This window comes from Spirillospora sp. NPDC029432, from assembly GCF_040703975.1.
Taxonomy (GTDB): domain Bacteria; phylum Actinomycetota; class Actinomycetes; order Streptosporangiales; family Streptosporangiaceae; genus Spirillospora.
In genome coordinates, this window is sequence record NZ_JBEZWH010000010.1 from 34,782 (window position 1) to 49,127 (window position 14,346).

17 protein-coding genes are annotated in these 14,346 nt (G+C 74.7%); 5 read left to right on the plus strand and 12 right to left on the minus strand.

Going from position 1 to position 14,346, the window contains the following annotated elements; all coding sequences use genetic code 11:
• The first annotated feature begins 27 nt into the window (after window positions 1-27).
• Window positions 28-789 carry a TetR/AcrR family transcriptional regulator gene (locus tag AB0881_RS10405; protein ID WP_366615954.1) on the plus strand — a complete coding sequence of 254 codons (762 nt, stop codon included), beginning with the start codon at window positions 28-30 and terminating at the stop codon, window positions 787-789.
• On the opposite strand, the gene AB0881_RS10410 is transcribed toward AB0881_RS10405, so the two are convergent.
• The gene (locus AB0881_RS10410) at window positions 768-1,604 is read right to left on the minus strand and encodes an ABC transporter permease (RefSeq protein ID WP_366615956.1); all 837 of its coding nucleotides are present in this window, start codon (window positions 1,602-1,604) and stop codon (window positions 768-770) included. The two genes, AB0881_RS10405 and AB0881_RS10410, sit on opposite strands and share 22 nt — an antisense overlap.
• A complete protein-coding gene (locus AB0881_RS10415; protein ID WP_366615958.1) occupies window positions 1,601-2,599 on the minus strand; it encodes an ATP-binding cassette domain-containing protein in 999 nt (332 codons plus the stop codon). Before AB0881_RS10415 ends, AB0881_RS10410 begins: the two co-directional genes overlap by 4 nt.
• A 111-nt stretch (window positions 2,600-2,710) precedes the next feature.
• On the opposite strand from AB0881_RS10415, the gene AB0881_RS10420 reads away from it, so the two are divergent.
• Entirely contained in the window at window positions 2,711-3,328 is a 618-nt protein-coding gene (locus AB0881_RS10420) for a TetR/AcrR family transcriptional regulator (protein ID WP_366615959.1), read from the plus strand.
• A 75-nt stretch (window positions 3,329-3,403) separates the two neighbouring features.
• Here the strand turns inward: AB0881_RS10420 and AB0881_RS10425 are convergent, their stop codons facing one another.
• The 5 genes from AB0881_RS10425 to AB0881_RS10445 all read right to left on the minus strand — a co-directional run bounded on the left by AB0881_RS10425 (window position 3,404) and on the right by AB0881_RS10445 (window position 6,653).
• Entirely contained in the window at window positions 3,404-3,775 is a 372-nt protein-coding gene (locus tag AB0881_RS10425) for a hypothetical protein (RefSeq protein ID WP_366615961.1), read from the minus strand.
• 11 nt (window positions 3,776-3,786) lie between these two features.
• Window positions 3,787-4,305 carry a roadblock/LC7 domain-containing protein gene (locus AB0881_RS10430; protein WP_366615962.1) on the minus strand — a complete coding sequence of 173 codons (519 nt, stop codon included), beginning with the start codon at window positions 4,303-4,305 and terminating at the stop codon, window positions 3,787-3,789.
• Window positions 4,306-4,330: 25 nt separating this feature from the next.
• The gene (locus AB0881_RS10435) at window positions 4,331-5,143 is read right to left on the minus strand and encodes a hypothetical protein (protein WP_366615964.1); all 813 of its coding nucleotides are present in this window, start codon (window positions 5,141-5,143) and stop codon (window positions 4,331-4,333) included.
• Window positions 5,133-5,588 carry a hypothetical protein gene (locus AB0881_RS10440; RefSeq protein ID WP_366615966.1) on the minus strand — a complete coding sequence of 152 codons (456 nt, stop codon included), beginning with the start codon at window positions 5,586-5,588 and terminating at the stop codon, window positions 5,133-5,135. The genes AB0881_RS10435 and AB0881_RS10440 overlap by 11 nt, the downstream gene beginning before the upstream one ends.
• 66 nt (window positions 5,589-5,654) lie before the next feature.
• Window positions 5,655-6,653 (minus strand): YafY family protein, encoded by a 999-nt coding sequence (locus tag AB0881_RS10445; protein WP_366615968.1) that lies wholly within the window; start codon window positions 6,651-6,653, stop codon window positions 5,655-5,657.
• 54 nt (window positions 6,654-6,707) lie between these two features.
• Between AB0881_RS10445 and AB0881_RS10450 the strand changes: the two genes are divergently transcribed.
• Window positions 6,708-7,898 (plus strand): winged helix DNA-binding domain-containing protein, encoded by a 1,191-nt coding sequence (locus tag AB0881_RS10450; RefSeq protein ID WP_366615970.1) that lies wholly within the window; start codon window positions 6,708-6,710, stop codon window positions 7,896-7,898.
• A gap of 107 nt (window positions 7,899-8,005) precedes the next feature.
• Here AB0881_RS10450 and AB0881_RS10455 read toward each other — a convergent pair whose 3' ends face one another.
• Window positions 8,006-8,980, minus strand: a complete 975-nt coding sequence (locus AB0881_RS10455) for an NAD(P)/FAD-dependent oxidoreductase (protein ID WP_366615972.1) — start codon at window positions 8,978-8,980, stop codon at window positions 8,006-8,008.
• Between the two features lie 213 nt (window positions 8,981-9,193).
• Here AB0881_RS10455 and AB0881_RS10460 point away from each other — a divergent pair, with 213 nt between their 5' ends.
• Entirely contained in the window at window positions 9,194-9,979 is a 786-nt protein-coding gene (locus AB0881_RS10460; protein WP_366615974.1) for a putative protein N(5)-glutamine methyltransferase, read from the plus strand.
• 98 nt (window positions 9,980-10,077) lie between these two features.
• On the plus strand, window positions 10,078-10,722 hold the full coding sequence (locus AB0881_RS10465; protein ID WP_366615975.1) for a class I SAM-dependent methyltransferase: 645 nt from the start codon (window positions 10,078-10,080) through the stop codon (window positions 10,720-10,722).
• Here the strand turns inward: AB0881_RS10465 and AB0881_RS10470 are convergent.
• The 4 genes from AB0881_RS10470 to AB0881_RS10485 form a co-directional block, all read right to left on the minus strand.
• On the minus strand, window positions 10,719-11,972 hold the full coding sequence (locus AB0881_RS10470; protein WP_366615977.1) for a sigma-70 family RNA polymerase sigma factor: 1,254 nt from the start codon (window positions 11,970-11,972) through the stop codon (window positions 10,719-10,721). The two genes, AB0881_RS10465 and AB0881_RS10470, sit on opposite strands and share 4 nt — an antisense overlap.
• A 9-nt stretch (window positions 11,973-11,981) precedes the next feature.
• On the minus strand, window positions 11,982-12,410 hold the full coding sequence (locus AB0881_RS10475) for a YciI family protein (RefSeq protein WP_366615978.1): 429 nt from the start codon (window positions 12,408-12,410) through the stop codon (window positions 11,982-11,984).
• 129 nt (window positions 12,411-12,539) lie between these two features.
• Window positions 12,540-13,397 (minus strand): ABC transporter permease, encoded by an 858-nt coding sequence (locus AB0881_RS10480; RefSeq protein WP_366615980.1) that lies wholly within the window; start codon window positions 13,395-13,397, stop codon window positions 12,540-12,542.
• Window positions 13,394-14,305 carry an ATP-binding cassette domain-containing protein gene (locus tag AB0881_RS10485; RefSeq protein ID WP_366615981.1) on the minus strand — a complete coding sequence of 304 codons (912 nt, stop codon included), beginning with the start codon at window positions 14,303-14,305 and terminating at the stop codon, window positions 13,394-13,396. The genes AB0881_RS10480 and AB0881_RS10485 overlap by 4 nt, the downstream gene beginning before the upstream one ends.
• Between the last annotated feature and the right edge of the window lie 41 nt (window positions 14,306-14,346).

Here is a 14,346-nt window from a genome sequence, read left to right on the forward strand (position 1 = left end):
GACTGATCGCCGAAGGGGGTGACGCCGGTGGCCGAGGGCGCGAACGGCGGGACCGAGCACGCCGACATCTGGATGCGGCCCGAACGGCCGGCGCGCGGGCCGCGGCCCGCCTACAGTCGCGCGCAGATCACCGCCGCGGCCGTCCGGATCGCCGACGCCGAGGGCCTGGAGGCGGCGTCCATGCGCCGGATCGCGGCCGAGATCGGGACCGGCGCGATGTCGCTGTACCGGTACGTGCCCAGCCGCGACGACCTGGTGGACCTGATGGTCGACCACGCGACCGCCGAGCTGGACCTGCCCGACCGGCCGTCGGGCGACTGGCGCGCCGACCTCACGCTCGTCGCCGAGCGCTCCCGCGCGCTGCGGCTGCGCCACCCGTGGCTGTGCGGCGTGGAGCGCCCGCGCGGCTCGTTCGGGCCCGCCCAGCTGCGGCTGCTGGAGTTCGGCCTCGGGGCCCTGGATCTGGGCCTCCCGATCGACGACATCCTCGTCCTGTTCGGGCTTCTCATGGGCTACGTCGACGACGCCGCCCAGCAGGAGCTGGCCTGGCGGGAGGAGGAGCGCCGCAGCGGGCTGGACCGCGAGGCCATGATGGGGCGCAGCGGCGCGTACGTCCGGAAGCTGCTCGCCGACGGGGAGCACCCGATGTTCGCCCGGGTGGTCAAGGAGGCGCGGCAGCCCCACATGGACGCCGAGGAACGGTTCCGGTACGGCCTGGAGCGCGTCCTGGACTGCATCCAGGCGGGCCTCCCGGCCGTACCGGACGATCAGCGGTCCAGCCGCCGGTAGCGGCGCACCGCCAGCGGCATGAAGACCGCGATGATGACCAGCGGCCACACCACCGCCAGCAGGAGCGCGTGCTGCGCCGCCCAGGAGTCGCCGCCCAGGCCGGGGTTACCGAACAGCTCCCGGCAGGCGGCGACCGTGGCCGACATCGGGTTCCACGCGGCGACCGCGCCCAGCCAGCCGGGCATCTGGTCCGGCGAGACGAACGTGTTGGACACCATGGTCAGCGGGAAGAGCGGCGCCCACGCCATCGCCGCGGCCTCGGGCTTGACCGACAGGCCGACCAGGATGCCCACCCAGGTCAGCGCGAACCGCAGCAGCAGGAGCAGGCCGATCGCCGCCAGCGCCCGCGCCGGCCCCTCATGGAAGCCCCAGCCGACCGCCAGCCCGCAGCCGACCAGGACGGCCAGGTCGAGGGCGGAGTTGACCACGTCCGACAGGCCGCGCCCCAGGACCACCGCGGACGGCGACATCGGCATCGAGCGGAACCGGTCGGTGACGCCCCGGGCGGCGTCGGTCGACACCATCGTGATCGTCAGCGAGATGCCGAACATCATCGTCTGCGCGAACATGCCCGGCATCAGGAACTCGCGGTAGTCGCCGCCGCCGTCGACCGTCATCGCGCTGCCGAACACGTAGCCGAACATCAGCACCAGCATGATCGGCCAGAGCACCTGGAAGACGACCATGCCGGGGTTGCGGATCCAGTGGATCAGCTCGCGGCGGGCGACCGTCCAGCCGTCCAGCCACGCCCAGCCCAGCCGGGACAGCGGCCCCGATGGCAGCGCCGGCACGGGCGGCACGGGCGGCGCAGTCATGCGACCACCTCCGCGGCCGGCGCGCCGGCGCCGCCAGGCCCGCCCGCCTCGGCGGGACGGCCGGTGAGGCGCAGGAACACCTCGTCGAGCGTCGGGCGCCGCAGCGCCACGTCCTCGACCTCGACGCCCTCCTCGGCCAGCGCCCGCATGACCTCCGTCAGCGCGCCGATCCGGTCCCGTACGGGCGCGCTGACCCGGCGGGCGTCCCGGCCGGTGTCCGGCCCGGCCCCGGTCACGCGGGCGACCACCCGCTCCGCCGCCGGGACGCCGGACGGTTCGCGCAGCACCAGGTCGATCCGGTCGCCGCCGATCGCGGACTTGAGCCGTTCGGGCGGCCCGTCGGCGATCACCCGGCCGGCGTCGAGCACCGCGATCTGGTGCGCCAGCCGGTCGGCCTCGTCCAGGTACTGCGTGGTGAGCAGGACCGTGGTGCCCCCGGCGACCAGGGCGCGGACGGCCTCCCACACCTCGGTGCGGCCGCGCGGGTCCAGGCCGACGGTGGGCTCGTCCAGGAACAGCACGCGCGGGGCCAGGATGAAGCTCGCCGCCAGGTCGAGGCGGCGGCGCATGCCGCCGGAGTAGTGCTTGACGCGCTTGCCGGCGGCGTCGGCGAGGCCGAACCGCTCCAGCAGCTCGCCGGCCCTTGCGCGGGCGGCGCGGGCGCGCAGGTGGTAGAGCCGCGCCCACATCTCCAGGTTCTCCCGGCCGGTGAGGACCTCGTCCACGGCCGGATGCTGCCCGGTCAGCCCGATGCGGCGCCGTACCCGGGCGCCGTCCCTGGCCACGTCGTGCCCGGCCACGGTGACGCGGCCGGAGTCGGCGCGCAGCAGCGTGCTCAGGATCCGCACCGCGGTGGTCTTGCCCGCGCCGTTGGGCCCGAGCAGCCCGCAGACCGTTCCCTCCCCCACCTCCAGATCGAAGCCGGCGAGCGCGGCGGTCGCGCCGAACCGTTTGTGCACCGCCTCGGCGACGACAGCCGGAGCCGTCGATCCCATACGAGCACCCTCTTCCCAGACTTGGAATCCAAGCTCTATTTTTGGGACAGCAATGTCCCGAAGAGAGGGTCACAAGTCCCGCGATGGTTGTCAAGTGATACTTTTCCTGCGATGAGCACCACCGAGTCCCCCGAGTCCGGGGTGCGCGGCCGCACCCGCCGCGCGATCCTCGGCGCCGCCGCCTCGCTGCTGGCCCGCCGGCGCGGCGCGACCCTGGCCGAGATCGCCGAGGCGGCCGACGTCGGGCGCAGCACGCTGCACCGCTACTTCCCCGACCGCGACGAGCTGATGAGGGCCGTGGTCGACGACTCCGTCGAGGCGATCGGCCGTTCGGTGGAGGGCGCCGCGATCGGCGACGGGCCGCCGCTGGAGGCGATGCGCCGGCTGGTCGCCGCGATGGTCGAGTCCGGCGACCGGATCATGTTCCTGTGGGGCGACCCGCGCGTGCTGGAGGAGTACGGCCCCCGCGCGCGCTGGGGCGACGCCGCCGAGGAGGACTGCGAGGGGGACGAGCGGTTCGCCGACGACCCGGTGCTGGACCTCATCCGGCGCGGGCAGGCCGAGGGCGTGTTCGACGCCGAGCTCAGCCCGGAATGGATCCAGCACACCCTCTGGTCCCTGGTCTTCACCGGCGTCGAGGACGCCGACAAGGGGCTGCTCCCCCGCCACGGCGTCACCGCCACCGTGATCCGCACGTTCGAGAACGGCATCCGCTCCCCGGCGGGCTGAGGGCGCCGGGCGCGGGCCCGTCCCGGCCGGTGCGCCGTCGGCAACCGGCCGGGACGGGGGCGTGGTGGTCCGCGGTCAGACCTGCAGGCCCTCCTCGACCTGCTTGAGCTGGTGGCGCGCCATGGCCAGGTTGGACCGGTTGCGGTCCAGCGCCAGGTAGACGAACAGGCCCTTGCCCTTGCGGCCGGTCACCGGCCGGATCACGTGGTACTGGCTGGACAGGGTGATGAGGATGTCCTCGATGTCGTCCTTGAGGCCGAGCTGCTCGATCGTGCGCATCTTGGCCCGGACGACCTCGGTGTTGCCGGCCGAGGCGACCTGCAGGTCCAGGCTCTTGGAACTGCCCAGCGACCCGAGGGCCATGCCGCTGTTGTAGTCGACGACGGCGGCGCCGACGGCACCGTCGATCGCCATCATGTCCTTCAGCGAGACGTCCATGTTGGACATGCGTGCTCCCTTCACTGGTTCACTTCACGGGCGGCGCGGTCAGATGGTGCGGTTCCTTCCTCCGGCGGCGCCGGCGCCGCGGACGGGGACGAGGGGGCCCGCGCCCCGGCCAGCAACGCGGCGATGGCCCGGGCCGCGGGGCGCGATTCCAGATGCAGCCGGCCGACGTTGACGCCCGGGCCCGACAGCACGGTGAGCGAGGCGCTCCAGCCGGCCGAGTAGACCACCACGTAACCGCTGGTGCCGTGCACGACGACCTCGTGGAACCCGCCGCCGTGCGCGGTCGAGGCCATCCGGTGCGACAGCGCCAGCTCGGCGGCGGTCAGCGCGGCCATGCCCGACGGCTCGACGCCGTCCGGCAGGTCGTGCGCGATCAGCAGGCCGTCGCTGGAGGCCACGACGCTGCCGGTGAGGTCGGGGACCCGCGCCCGCAGCGCGGTGAGCACGGCCAGCACGGCCGGGGCGGGCACCGCCGCGCCGCGGCCGTCGATCCGCTCGTGGAACGCCACGTTCGCCAACCTTTCGATCATCGATCCCCAGCGCCGTCTCAGCACGTCACGCGAGCTCCTCCAGCCCCGCCCGCAGCCGCAGGAGCACATCGCGCTCCACCGGCTCCCAGCCCGCCGCCTCCCCCGGATCCGGGACGACCCGGACCCGCCGGGGCGGCGGCTCCGGCGCCGGTCCGGCGGCCGGCGGCCCGGGGGCGCCCGGGCGGGGCGGCCGGACCAGCGAGGCCGCGATCAGCACCCGTACGGCCAGCAGGCACCCGAACGTGGAGCGCCCGAGATCGCGGGCCAGCTCGGCCGGACCCCGACGGCCGTCGGCGTTCAGCAGGATCTCCGCCTGCAGCCCGGTCAGCACGACCCGCTGCCGGTCGACCCGGCGGACCGGGACGACCGGCGCCCGGTCGGCCGCGGCCCCCGGCCACACCGCGTCCAGCCGGGCCCCGCGGCGCGCGCACTCGGCGAGGAGCGCGCCCGGCGCGATCCGGCACAGCGGCGCCAGCCGGTGCGGCGGCCCCTCCGTGAACTCCGCCTCCGCACCGGAACCGAGCAGGAAGTACGCGGCGTCGAACATCGCCAGCAGCGCCAGCGCCTCCAGCCGCGGATCGCCCAGGACCTCCAGGACCTCCGCGTCCGCGCCCTCCCTGCCCTCCCTGCCGTCCCTGTCGCCCATGCCCTTCATGCCGGCCAGCCGGTCGAGCCCCGCCGTGCCGCGGCTCTCGGCGAACGCGATCGCGCCGTCGACGATGTGCAGCGCGCCCTCGTCGCCCGCCCGCAGCGTTCCGGTGCGGCGGTCTCCTTCCAGCCTCTCCAGCGCGGCGGCCAGCGAGCGGCCGGAAAAGGCCGCCGGAATGTCAGGCGCCATGGCCGGATCCCGCCATTTCCTCGATCAGCGTCCGGGTGCGTATCCGGGCCAGTGCGAGGTTGCCGGTTTCGCGGTCGATCAGTAAATGCAGGAACAGCCGGCCGTCGAACGAGGTGTTGATCAAAGTGAGCAGGTGGTAACCGGCGGACCCGCACACGATGATCTCTTCTATGTCGTCGCCCGCCGGGGCCGCGCACAGCGCCGGACTGTCCAGCACGGCGCGCACCACGTCGGTCGTGCCCGCCGCGTCCTCGTGCTGGTCGAGCGGGTCGTCGCGGCCCGCGGCCGCGATCGCGAGCCCGCTCGCGCAGTCCACCAGGGTGACCCGGCGGGCCCCGGGAATGCCCATGATCCGGGTCAGGCAGCCGTCGATGCCGAGCACGCACACCCCCAATGCGCGAAGTGTTTTCGAGACGCCGACGCTACACGGCGACCCGACCGCCATCCACCGAATCATCGGAGAATCTCGGCGATTAAACGTGCTTTCTCGAAATAGGCGGAAAAGTCGCCGCTAGTCGGGAGGAGAATACCTTTCGGTATTTCCCGGGAGCCGTTCACCGGCCGCGCGGGACGCGCGGGAGCCGATCGCGCGCAGGTGGGCGATCAGCTCCGGCGGTTCGTGCACCTCGAACTCGCAGCCCAGCATGATCAGGCGGGCGGCGAGCCACTCCAGCGTGTCGGTGTGCCCGTTCAGCCGGCAGCTGCCCTCGTCGATCGGCTCGATCTCGGCCGGATCGCCGCCCAGCCTGCCGCGCGCCTCGTCCGCCGGAAGACGCAGGGTCGCGACCGCGCGGTAGGTGGGGGCCAGCGAGTGCAGACTGCTCAGGACGAACGCGGCGGCGTCCTCCCCGGGCGTCTCGCGCGGCGCGAACCGCTGCCCGGTGGGGAACGGCTCCCGCACCCGGTCCACCCGGAAGATCCGCCAGTCGTCCCGGCCGGTGTCATGGGCGACCAGGTACCAGCGGCGCCCCGCCGGGACGAGGCGGTGCGGCTCGACCAGCCGCCGCGACTCACTCCCGTCCCACGACTCGTAGGCGAACCGCAGCCGCTCGTGGTTGGCGGCGGCCGCCGCGATCGCCGACAGCACCGCCGGGTCGACGCTCGGACCGGCCAGGCCGGGAGGCGGGACGGTGACCGCGTTCAGCGCGCCCACGCGGCGCCGCAGCCGGGACGGCAGCACCTGCTCCAGCTTCGCCAGCGCCCGCACCGACGCCTCGCCGATCCCCTCGACCGCGTTGCCCGCCGCCGTGCGCAGCCCCACCGCGATCGCCACGGCCTCCTCGTCGTCCAGCAGCAGCGGCGGCATGGCGGTGCCCGCGACCAGGCGGTAGCCGCCGACGGGCCCCATCGTCGCCTCGACCGGATAGCCCAGCTCCCGCAGCCGCTCGATGTCGCGCCGGATCGTCCGGCCGCTGACCGCCAGCCGCTCGGCGAGTTCGCTGCCGGCCCATTCGCGCGGCGTCTGCAGGAGCGAGAGCAGGTTCAGCAGCCGCGCCGATGTGTCTCCCATACCTCAGAGGATGCCGGACCAATAGGACGCGATCTGACCTAGATGCCTCCTACCGTGGTGGTCGTACGCGAGATCTGCGGGTTCCTCGGAAAGGTGCACTGGATGCGGCGGATGAACTGGGACGAGCTGAACGCGCGCCGGCTGGCGCGGCACGCGCTGGACGCCCCGGCCAAGGAGGCCCGGCCCGCCGACATCGTCACCGCCATGGCCGGCACGCACGCCCAGGTGCTCTCGGCCGCGGAACTGGGCATCGCGCTGCGGATCGAGGGCGCGACGCGGGCCGACGTGCGCGCCGCGCTGTGGCAGGACCGCAGCCTGGTCAAGACGTACGGCCCGCGCGGCACCGTCCACCTGCTGCCCGCCGCCGAGCTGGGCATGTGGATCGGCGCGCTGACGGCGCTGCCGACGGTCGACCCCGCTCCGCCAGGGCGGCGGATGACGCCCGAGCAGACCGACGAGGTCGTCGCGGCGGTCGGGGACGCCCTGAGCGACGCGGAGCTGACGATCGACGAGCTCACCGCCGCGGTCGTCGAGCGCACCGGGCCGTGGGCCGGCGAGCTCGTCATGCCCGCGTTCCAGGGCATGTGGCCGCGGTGGCGGCAGGCCCACCACGAGGCCGGGATCCGCGGCGCGCTGTGCTTCGGGCCCAACCGCGGCCGGAAGGTCACCTACACCAACCCGCACCGGTGGCTGCCCGGCCTGGAGCCGATGCCGGCGGAGGAGGCGCTGCCGCGGCTCGTCCACCGGTACCTCAACGCCTACGGCCCGTCCACGCCGCAGCGGTTCGCGCACTGGCTGAACACGCCGGTGACCTGGGCAAACGAGCTGTTCGAGCGGATGTCCGGCGAGCTGGAGCGGGTCGACGTCGAGGGCGAGGCGAACTGGGTGACGGCCGGGGACACCGCCGTGCCCGCCGGGCCGCCGCGCGGGGTGCGGCTGCTGCCGTACTTCGACACCTACGCCTACCGGGTCGGCAACCAGCCGGCCCCGATCCTCTACCCGGGCGAGGCCGCCGAGCGGGTGCGGCCCGCCAACTACCAGGTGCTGCTGGTGGACGGGGTCGTCACCGGGCTGTGGCACCAGCGCCGCTCCGGCCGGAAGCTCGCCCTGACCGTCGAGCCCCTGATCGCCCTCACCCGCGCGCAGCGCGCCGAACTGGACGCCCAGGCGGAGCGCGTCGGCGAGATCCTGGAGGCGAAGCCCGAGCTGACGATCGGGAAGGTGACGGTCGGCGGCCACGCCTGACCCGACCCGTCCCGCCCCGACCCGCCCCGACCGGTCCCGCCAACGCCCTTCCGGCCGCGCCCACCGCCTCCCCGCGGCCGGGGAGGCGGTGGGGCGGGAGGCATGGGCTAGGAGGCCGCGGCGACGGCCAGCCGCACCTCCTCGGCGATCAGGTCGGCGTTGATCATGCTGCCGGCGCGCAGCCCGTCGGCCGCCGAGGTGACGACCTGAGCCATGAGATCGGTGACGTTGCCCGCCGCCCACACGCCCGGCACCCCGGTCGCGCCGGTGGCGTCGGACGCCACGGCGCTGCCGACGACCGTCCCGAACGCCTCCCGGTCCTCGGCCTCCAGGCCCAGGCTCGCGAGCACGTCCGCGACGGCGGTGAAGCGCGGGGCGACCACCAGCGCCTCGGCGGGACGCACGACGCCCTCCCCGCCGGGGCCGCCCTTCAGCCGCACCCCGGTCAGCCGGCCGCCCTCGGTCTCCAGCCGCTCGACCTCGCCGTCGATCACCGCGATGCCGCGCGCGGCCAGCTCCGCGTACTGCTCGTCGGACGGCTCGGGCCCGGTGTGCAGGAACAGCGCCACGTCATCGCTCCACTGCCGCCACATGAGCGCCTGGTGGACGGCCTGGGGCCCGGTCGCCAGGACCCCGATGGCCCGGTCGCGCACCTCCCAGCCGTGGCAGTACGGGCAGTGCAGCACGTCGCGTCCCCACAGCTCGGCCACTCCGGGCACCTGCGGCAGCTCGTCCACCAGCCCCGTGGTGACCAGCAGCCGGCGCGCGCCGTACGCGGTGCCGTCCTCCAGCCGCACGTCGAACCCGCCCTCCTCGCGCCGCCGGGCCGACACGACGCGGCCGGAGACGACCTCGCCGCCGTACCCGGTGACCTCCTTGCGGCCCGCCGCCAGCAGCTCCAGCGGCGGCACGCCGTCCAGGCCGAGGTAGTTGTGCGCGCCCTCGGCCGGGGCGTTGCGCGGCCGGCCCGCATCCACCACCAGCACCGAGCGCCGCGCCCGGGACAGCGCCAGGGCCCCGCTCAGGCCCGCCGGGCCGCCGCCGACGACCACCACGTCGTAATCCTTGCGGTTCTCGTTCATTGCGATGCACCTCCTGCGAAGAGCATGCGCCGTGCGCCCCACAATGACAAACCCTATTGCCGGTTCAGCAAACGAGGCGGGTGACCGGTAGGGTTCCCGCTGGACAGAGCGAGGAGGTGAGACCCATTACCGCAGCAGCAGGCCGGGTGCTCCCCTCCCGTCGGCGTCACGGATGACCCGAGGAGCGCCCGCACGGCATCCTGGAAGGTCACCATGTCAAAAAGCCCCTCCCTCACTCATTCCGCCGTCGTCGAGCGGCTCCGTTCCGCCGGATGCGTCTTCGCCGAGGACGAGGCCCGGCTGCTCGCCGAAGCGGCCCGCACCCCCGCCGAACTCGCCGCGATGACCGAACGCCGCGCCGCCGGCCTCCCCCTGGAGCACGTCGTGGGCTGGGCGGAGTTCCGCGGCCTGCGGATCGCCGTCGACCCGGGCGTCTTCGTGCCGCGCCGGCGGACCGAGTTCCTCGTCGAGCGGGCCGCCGCGCTCGCACCGCCGGACGCGGTCGTCGTCGACCTGTGCTGCGGCGCGGGCGCGCTCGGCGCGGCGCTGGCCGCCGCCCGGCCCGGCGTGGAGCTGCACGCCGCCGACATCGACCCCGCCGCCGTCCGGTGCGCCCGCCGCAACGTGCCCGCAGGCGCCCGCGTGTACGAGGGCGATCTGTACGAGCCGCTGCCCGCCGGGCTCCGGGGCCGCGTCGCCGTCCTGCTCGCCAACGTCCCGTACGTGCCCACCGCCGAGGTCGCGCTGCTGCCGGCCGAGGCGCGCGAGCACGAGGCGCGGGTCGCGCTCGACGGCGGCGCCGACGGGCTGGAGGTGCTGCGGCGGGTGGCCGCCGGCGCGGCCGGCTGGCTGGCGCCGGGCGGGCACCTGCTGTTCGAGACCAGCCGCCGCCAGGCCCCGCTCGCGGCCTCGATCGCCGCGGGCGGCGGGCTGGCGGCCCGGGTGGCCACCTCCGACGATCACGACGCCACCGTCGTGATCGGGACCCGCGGCGCGTAGGCGCGCCGCTTCGTCGATTTGCCGCTCCGGCAACGAAGTTTGTCACGCGCCGGGGTTCGGAGGCAGCCTGCGGGAACGACGCAGGAGAGGAGACGCCGATGCACGACGACGATATGGCCGGCGAGATGACCGGCGCGGAGTTCTGGGACGCCCGCTACGGCGAGAAGGAGCGGATCTGGAGCGGGAACCCCAACGACGCCCTGGTCCGCGAGGTGACCGGGATGGCGCCGGGCCGCGCGCTGGACCTGGGCAGCGGCGAGGGCGGCGACGCGATCTGGCTCGCGCGGCAGGGCTGGAGCGTCACCGGCACCGACATCTCCGGCGTCGCGCTCGAACGCGCGGCGCGGCACGCCGAGGAAGCGGGCGTGGCCGACCGGATCGAATGGCGGCGCACCGACCTCGGGACGTCGTTCCCCGAGGGCGAGTGGGACCTGGTCTCCGCCCACTTCCTGCACTCGCCCGGCGACCTGCCGCGCGATCGGATCCTGCGGGCCGCCGCCGGGGTCGTCGCGCCCGGCGGGGTGCTCCTGATCGTCAGCCACTCCGGCTGGCCGTCGTGGGAGGAAGAACCCGACCCGAGCGTCCACCTCCCGACGCCGCGGGAGGTCCTGGACTCCCTGGAGCTTCCGGACGGCGAGTGGGAGGTGCTGCGCTGCGAGGAGCACGACCGCGTCCAGAACTCCCCGGACGGCACCCCGGGCACCCGCGTGGACAACACCGTCAAGGTGCGGCGGGCGGCCTAGTCCGCCGGCAGGCGCGCGATCCGCGCGTTGAGGAAGCGGCGGCGCGGCAGGCTGGTGGTCCGCCGCGCCGCCGCCTCGTACGCCTCGCGCGCCGCCGCCGCGTCCCCGGACATCTCCAGCAGGTGCGCCCGCACGGTGTGGAACCGGTCGTCCCCGGCGATCCGCCGGTCGTCCCGGAGCCGCCCGAGCAGTTCCAGGCCGGCGGGCGCGCCGCGCACCATCGCCACCGCGACCGCGTGGTTGAGCCGCTCCACGGGGCCGTCCGAGACGTGCAGGAGCAGCTCGTACAGGGCCACGATCTGCGTCCAGTCGGTCTCGGCCGCGCTGGGCGCCTCGTCGTGCAGCGCGGCGATCGCCGCCTGGAGCTGGTACGGCCCGGGCGCGCCCCGGGGCAGCACCTCGCCGATCAGCGCCGTCCCCTCGGTGATGTACGCGGCGTTCCAGGCACTACGGTCCTGCTCGGCCATCGGGACCGGCGCCCCGTCCGGGCCGGTGCGGGCGGGCCGCCGCGCGTCGGTCAGCAGCATCAGCGCCAGCAGGCCCGCGACCTCGCCGTCCTCCGGCAGCGCGCGGCGTACCATCCGGGCCAGCCGGATCGCCTCGGCCGACAGCTCGGTGCGCTGAAGGTCCGGGCCGGAGGTGCTGGCGTACCCCTCGTTGAAGATCAGGTAGAGGGTGTGCAGCACCGCGCCGAGCCGCTCGGCGCGGTCGGCCTCCGAGGGCAGGCGGAACGGCACGCGGCTCTCCTTCACCGCCCGCTTGGCCCGGCTGATGCGCCGGGTCATCGTCGCCTCCGGCACCAGGAAGGCGCGGGCGATCTCGGCGGTGGTGAGCCCGCCGACGGCCCGCAGCGTCAGCGCGATCTGCGAGGCGGGCGACAGCGCCGGATGGCAGCACATGAACAGCAGGACCAGCGAGTCGTCGGACGCGCCCTCGGACACCGTCCACTCCTCCGTCAGCTCCCACCGGGCGGCGGTGTCCTCGCGGCGCCGCCGGGCCTGCTCGCCGCGCAGCAGGTCGGTGAGGCGCCGCGAGGCGACGGTGATCAGCCAGCCGCGCGGGTTCTCCGGCATCTCCTCCGGCCATTTCAGGGCGGCGGCCAGCAGCGCCTCCTGCACCGCGTCCTCGGCGGCGTCGAAGTGCCCGTACCGCCGGACGACCGCGCCGAGGACCTGCGGCGCCAGCCGGCGCAGCAGGTCCTCCAGCCCCTCACCGGGCAGGGCGTCATCGGTCACTGGTTCATCGGTCACGGGGACCGCTCACAGCTCCAGCTCGGACGCGGAGCCGGCGATCGGCCGTACGTCCACGTACCACTCCCGGCCGCCCAGGTCCTCACCGGCGGGAGCCGGCGTGTCCGCCAGCCGCGCGGCGATCTCGGTGGCCCGGTCGAAGCTCGCGCACTCGACGATCGTGTACCCCGCCAGGACCTCCTGGCTCTCGGGGTACGGCCCGTCGGTGACCACCGGCACGCCGTCGCGGACCCCGACCCGCCGGGCGTGCACGGGGGCGGTCATCCCGCACGCGTCCACGAACTCCCCGGACTCGACCAGGTCGTTGTTCCACTTCGTCATGAACGCGTGCAGCGCCGCCATGTCCTCTTCCGACCAGGCCGGCCGGCCCTCGTTGACCCGCCCGGCGATCGCGTCGTAGTCGAGCTGCGACCCGAACATCATGATCATGTACTTCATCGTCCGCTCCCCTGCTGGACCGGCGCCCTTCGCGGCGCCTCTCACCGGATACGTCGGAGCCGGCGCGCCGGTCCGGACATCCCCCGCCGTCCCGTCACCACGATTATCCGCCGGTCCCCCCGGGAGCGCTCAGACGTCGCGGCGGTGGACGACCACGACGGCGATCACGACCGCCACCAGCGTCCACGCCCCGTACACCAGCCATGCCTCGGTGATCGAGACGGGGTACGGGTCGGCCGCGCCCATCGGCCCGCCCGGGCCCATGCTGTGCGCGGGGTTCTCGACCAGGGCGGCCCACGCCGAGTACGGCATCGCGTTGCCGGTCTCGGCGACCCAGCGGTACGTGTCGCCCTCGAACAGCCGCGGCAGCAGGATCAGCACGCCGACGGCCGCGACGACGGTTCCGGCGGGATGCCGGACGAGGGCGCCCAGGGCCATCCCCACCATGGCCGCCACCACGGCGAGCAGCGCGGCCCCGGCGACGGCGCGGAACGCGCCCGGCGCGCCTATGGACAGGCCGATGCCCTCCTGGGCGTAGATCGCCTGGGTCAGGCCGAATGTGCCGGCCGCGGCGACGGCCCCGTACACGAGCATCAGCGCGGCCACGACGAGGGCCTTCGCCGCGACGACCGCGCGCCGGGCGGGGACGGCGGCGAACGTCGTCCGGATCATCCCGCTGGAGTACTCGCCGAAGATCACGATCGCGCCGACGCTCGCCGCGACGAGCATGAGGACCTGGTACGCCTCCGGGACGAACGCCGCGTGCAGCGGGTCGAGCGCGGCGCGCTGCTCGTCCGGCCGCGCGCTGTTCGCGATGAGGTGGACGTTGGAGCGGGCGGAGTTGGCGCAGATCCCGATGGAGACCAGCGCGCCGGCCGCGAAGACCGCGTACGTCGAGCGGAGCGACCGCAGCTTGATCCACTCGGCGGCGACCAGGTCGGTGAACCGGGCGCGGTACTCGCCGGCCGGCAGGGTCGTGGTGCTCATCGGGCCTCTCCCGCGCGGTGCTCGGTCCGGTCGGCGGTCAGTTCCATGAACGCCTCTTCCAGCGAGGACGTCCGGGCGGTCAGTTCGTGCAGCATGACGCGGTGGCGGAACGCGAGCTCGCTGATCCGGGCGGCGTCGAGCCCGGTCACCGTGCAGGAGCCGTCGTCCTCCCGCGCCACCGTGCCGCCCTCGGGGGCCAGCGCGGCCGCCAGCGCGGCGGGGTCGGGCGTGCGCACGGTCACGCTCTGCCGGGTGCCGCGCGCCGCGAAATCGGCCAGCGGCTCCGCCGCGATCAGCTCGCCGCGCCCGATGACGATGAGGTCGTCGGCCGTGTGCTCCATCTCGGACATCAGGTGGCTGGAGACGAACACGGTGCGGCCCTCGGCGGCCAGCCGGTGGAACAGCTCGCGCACCCACAGCACGCCCTCGGGGTCCAGCCCGTTCAGCGGCTCGTCGAACAGCAGCACCGGCGGGTCGCCCAGCAGCGCGCCCGCGATCCCCAGCCGCTGCTTCATGCCGAGGGAGAAGCCGCCGATCCGGCGCCGCGCCACGCCCGCCAGCCCCACCTCCTCCAGCACCTCGTCCACCCGGCGTCGCGGGATGGCATTGCCGCGGGCGAGCGCGTGCAGGTGCGCCGCCGCGCCGCGGCCCCCGTGCACGTCGCCCGCGTCCAGCAGCGCGCCCACGTGCCGCAGCCCGCGCGGCCGGTCCCGGAACCGGACGCCGCCGATCGTGACGGTCCCGCCGGTGGGCGCGACGAGCCCGAGGATCATCCGCAGCGTGGTGGTCTTGCCGGCCCCGTTCGGGCCGAGGAATCCGGTCACGACGCCGGGCCGCACCGTGAAGCTCAGCGCGTTCACGGCGGCCACGCGGCCGTACCGCCTGGTCAGTTCTCTGGCTTCGATCACCCCGCTCACGCTGCCCGAGGCCGCGCCCCGGCCGCATCGGA

Coding starts and splice junctions, on each gene's coding strand:
- AB0881_RS10410 (WP_366615956.1), bottom strand. CDS start 1,604: ATGACTGCGCCGCCCGTGCCGCCCGTGCCGGCGCTGCCATCGGGGCCG.
- AB0881_RS10415 (WP_366615958.1), bottom strand. CDS start 2,599: ATGGGATCGACGGCTCCGGCTGTCGTCGCCGAGGCGGTGCACAAACGG.
- AB0881_RS10420 (WP_366615959.1), top strand. CDS start 2,711: ATGAGCACCACCGAGTCCCCCGAGTCCGGGGTGCGCGGCCGCACCCGC.
- AB0881_RS10425 (WP_366615961.1), bottom strand. CDS start 3,775: ATGTCCAACATGGACGTCTCGCTGAAGGACATGATGGCGATCGACGGT.
- AB0881_RS10430 (WP_366615962.1), bottom strand. CDS start 4,305: ATGATCGAAAGGTTGGCGAACGTGGCGTTCCACGAGCGGATCGACGGC.
- AB0881_RS10435 (WP_366615964.1), bottom strand. CDS start 5,143: ATGGCGCCTGACATTCCGGCGGCCTTTTCCGGCCGCTCGCTGGCCGCC.
- AB0881_RS10440 (WP_366615966.1), bottom strand. CDS start 5,588: ATGGCGGTCGGGTCGCCGTGTAGCGTCGGCGTCTCGAAAACACTTCGC.
- AB0881_RS10445 (WP_366615968.1), bottom strand. CDS start 6,653: ATGGGAGACACATCGGCGCGGCTGCTGAACCTGCTCTCGCTCCTGCAG.
- AB0881_RS10455 (WP_366615972.1), bottom strand. CDS start 8,980: ATGAACGAGAACCGCAAGGATTACGACGTGGTGGTCGTCGGCGGCGGC.
- AB0881_RS10460 (WP_366615974.1), top strand. CDS start 9,194: ATGTCAAAAAGCCCCTCCCTCACTCATTCCGCCGTCGTCGAGCGGCTC.
- AB0881_RS10465 (WP_366615975.1), top strand. CDS start 10,078: ATGCACGACGACGATATGGCCGGCGAGATGACCGGCGCGGAGTTCTGG.
- AB0881_RS10475 (WP_366615978.1), bottom strand. CDS start 12,410: ATGAAGTACATGATCATGATGTTCGGGTCGCAGCTCGACTACGACGCG.
- AB0881_RS10480 (WP_366615980.1), bottom strand. CDS start 13,397: ATGAGCACCACGACCCTGCCGGCCGGCGAGTACCGCGCCCGGTTCACC.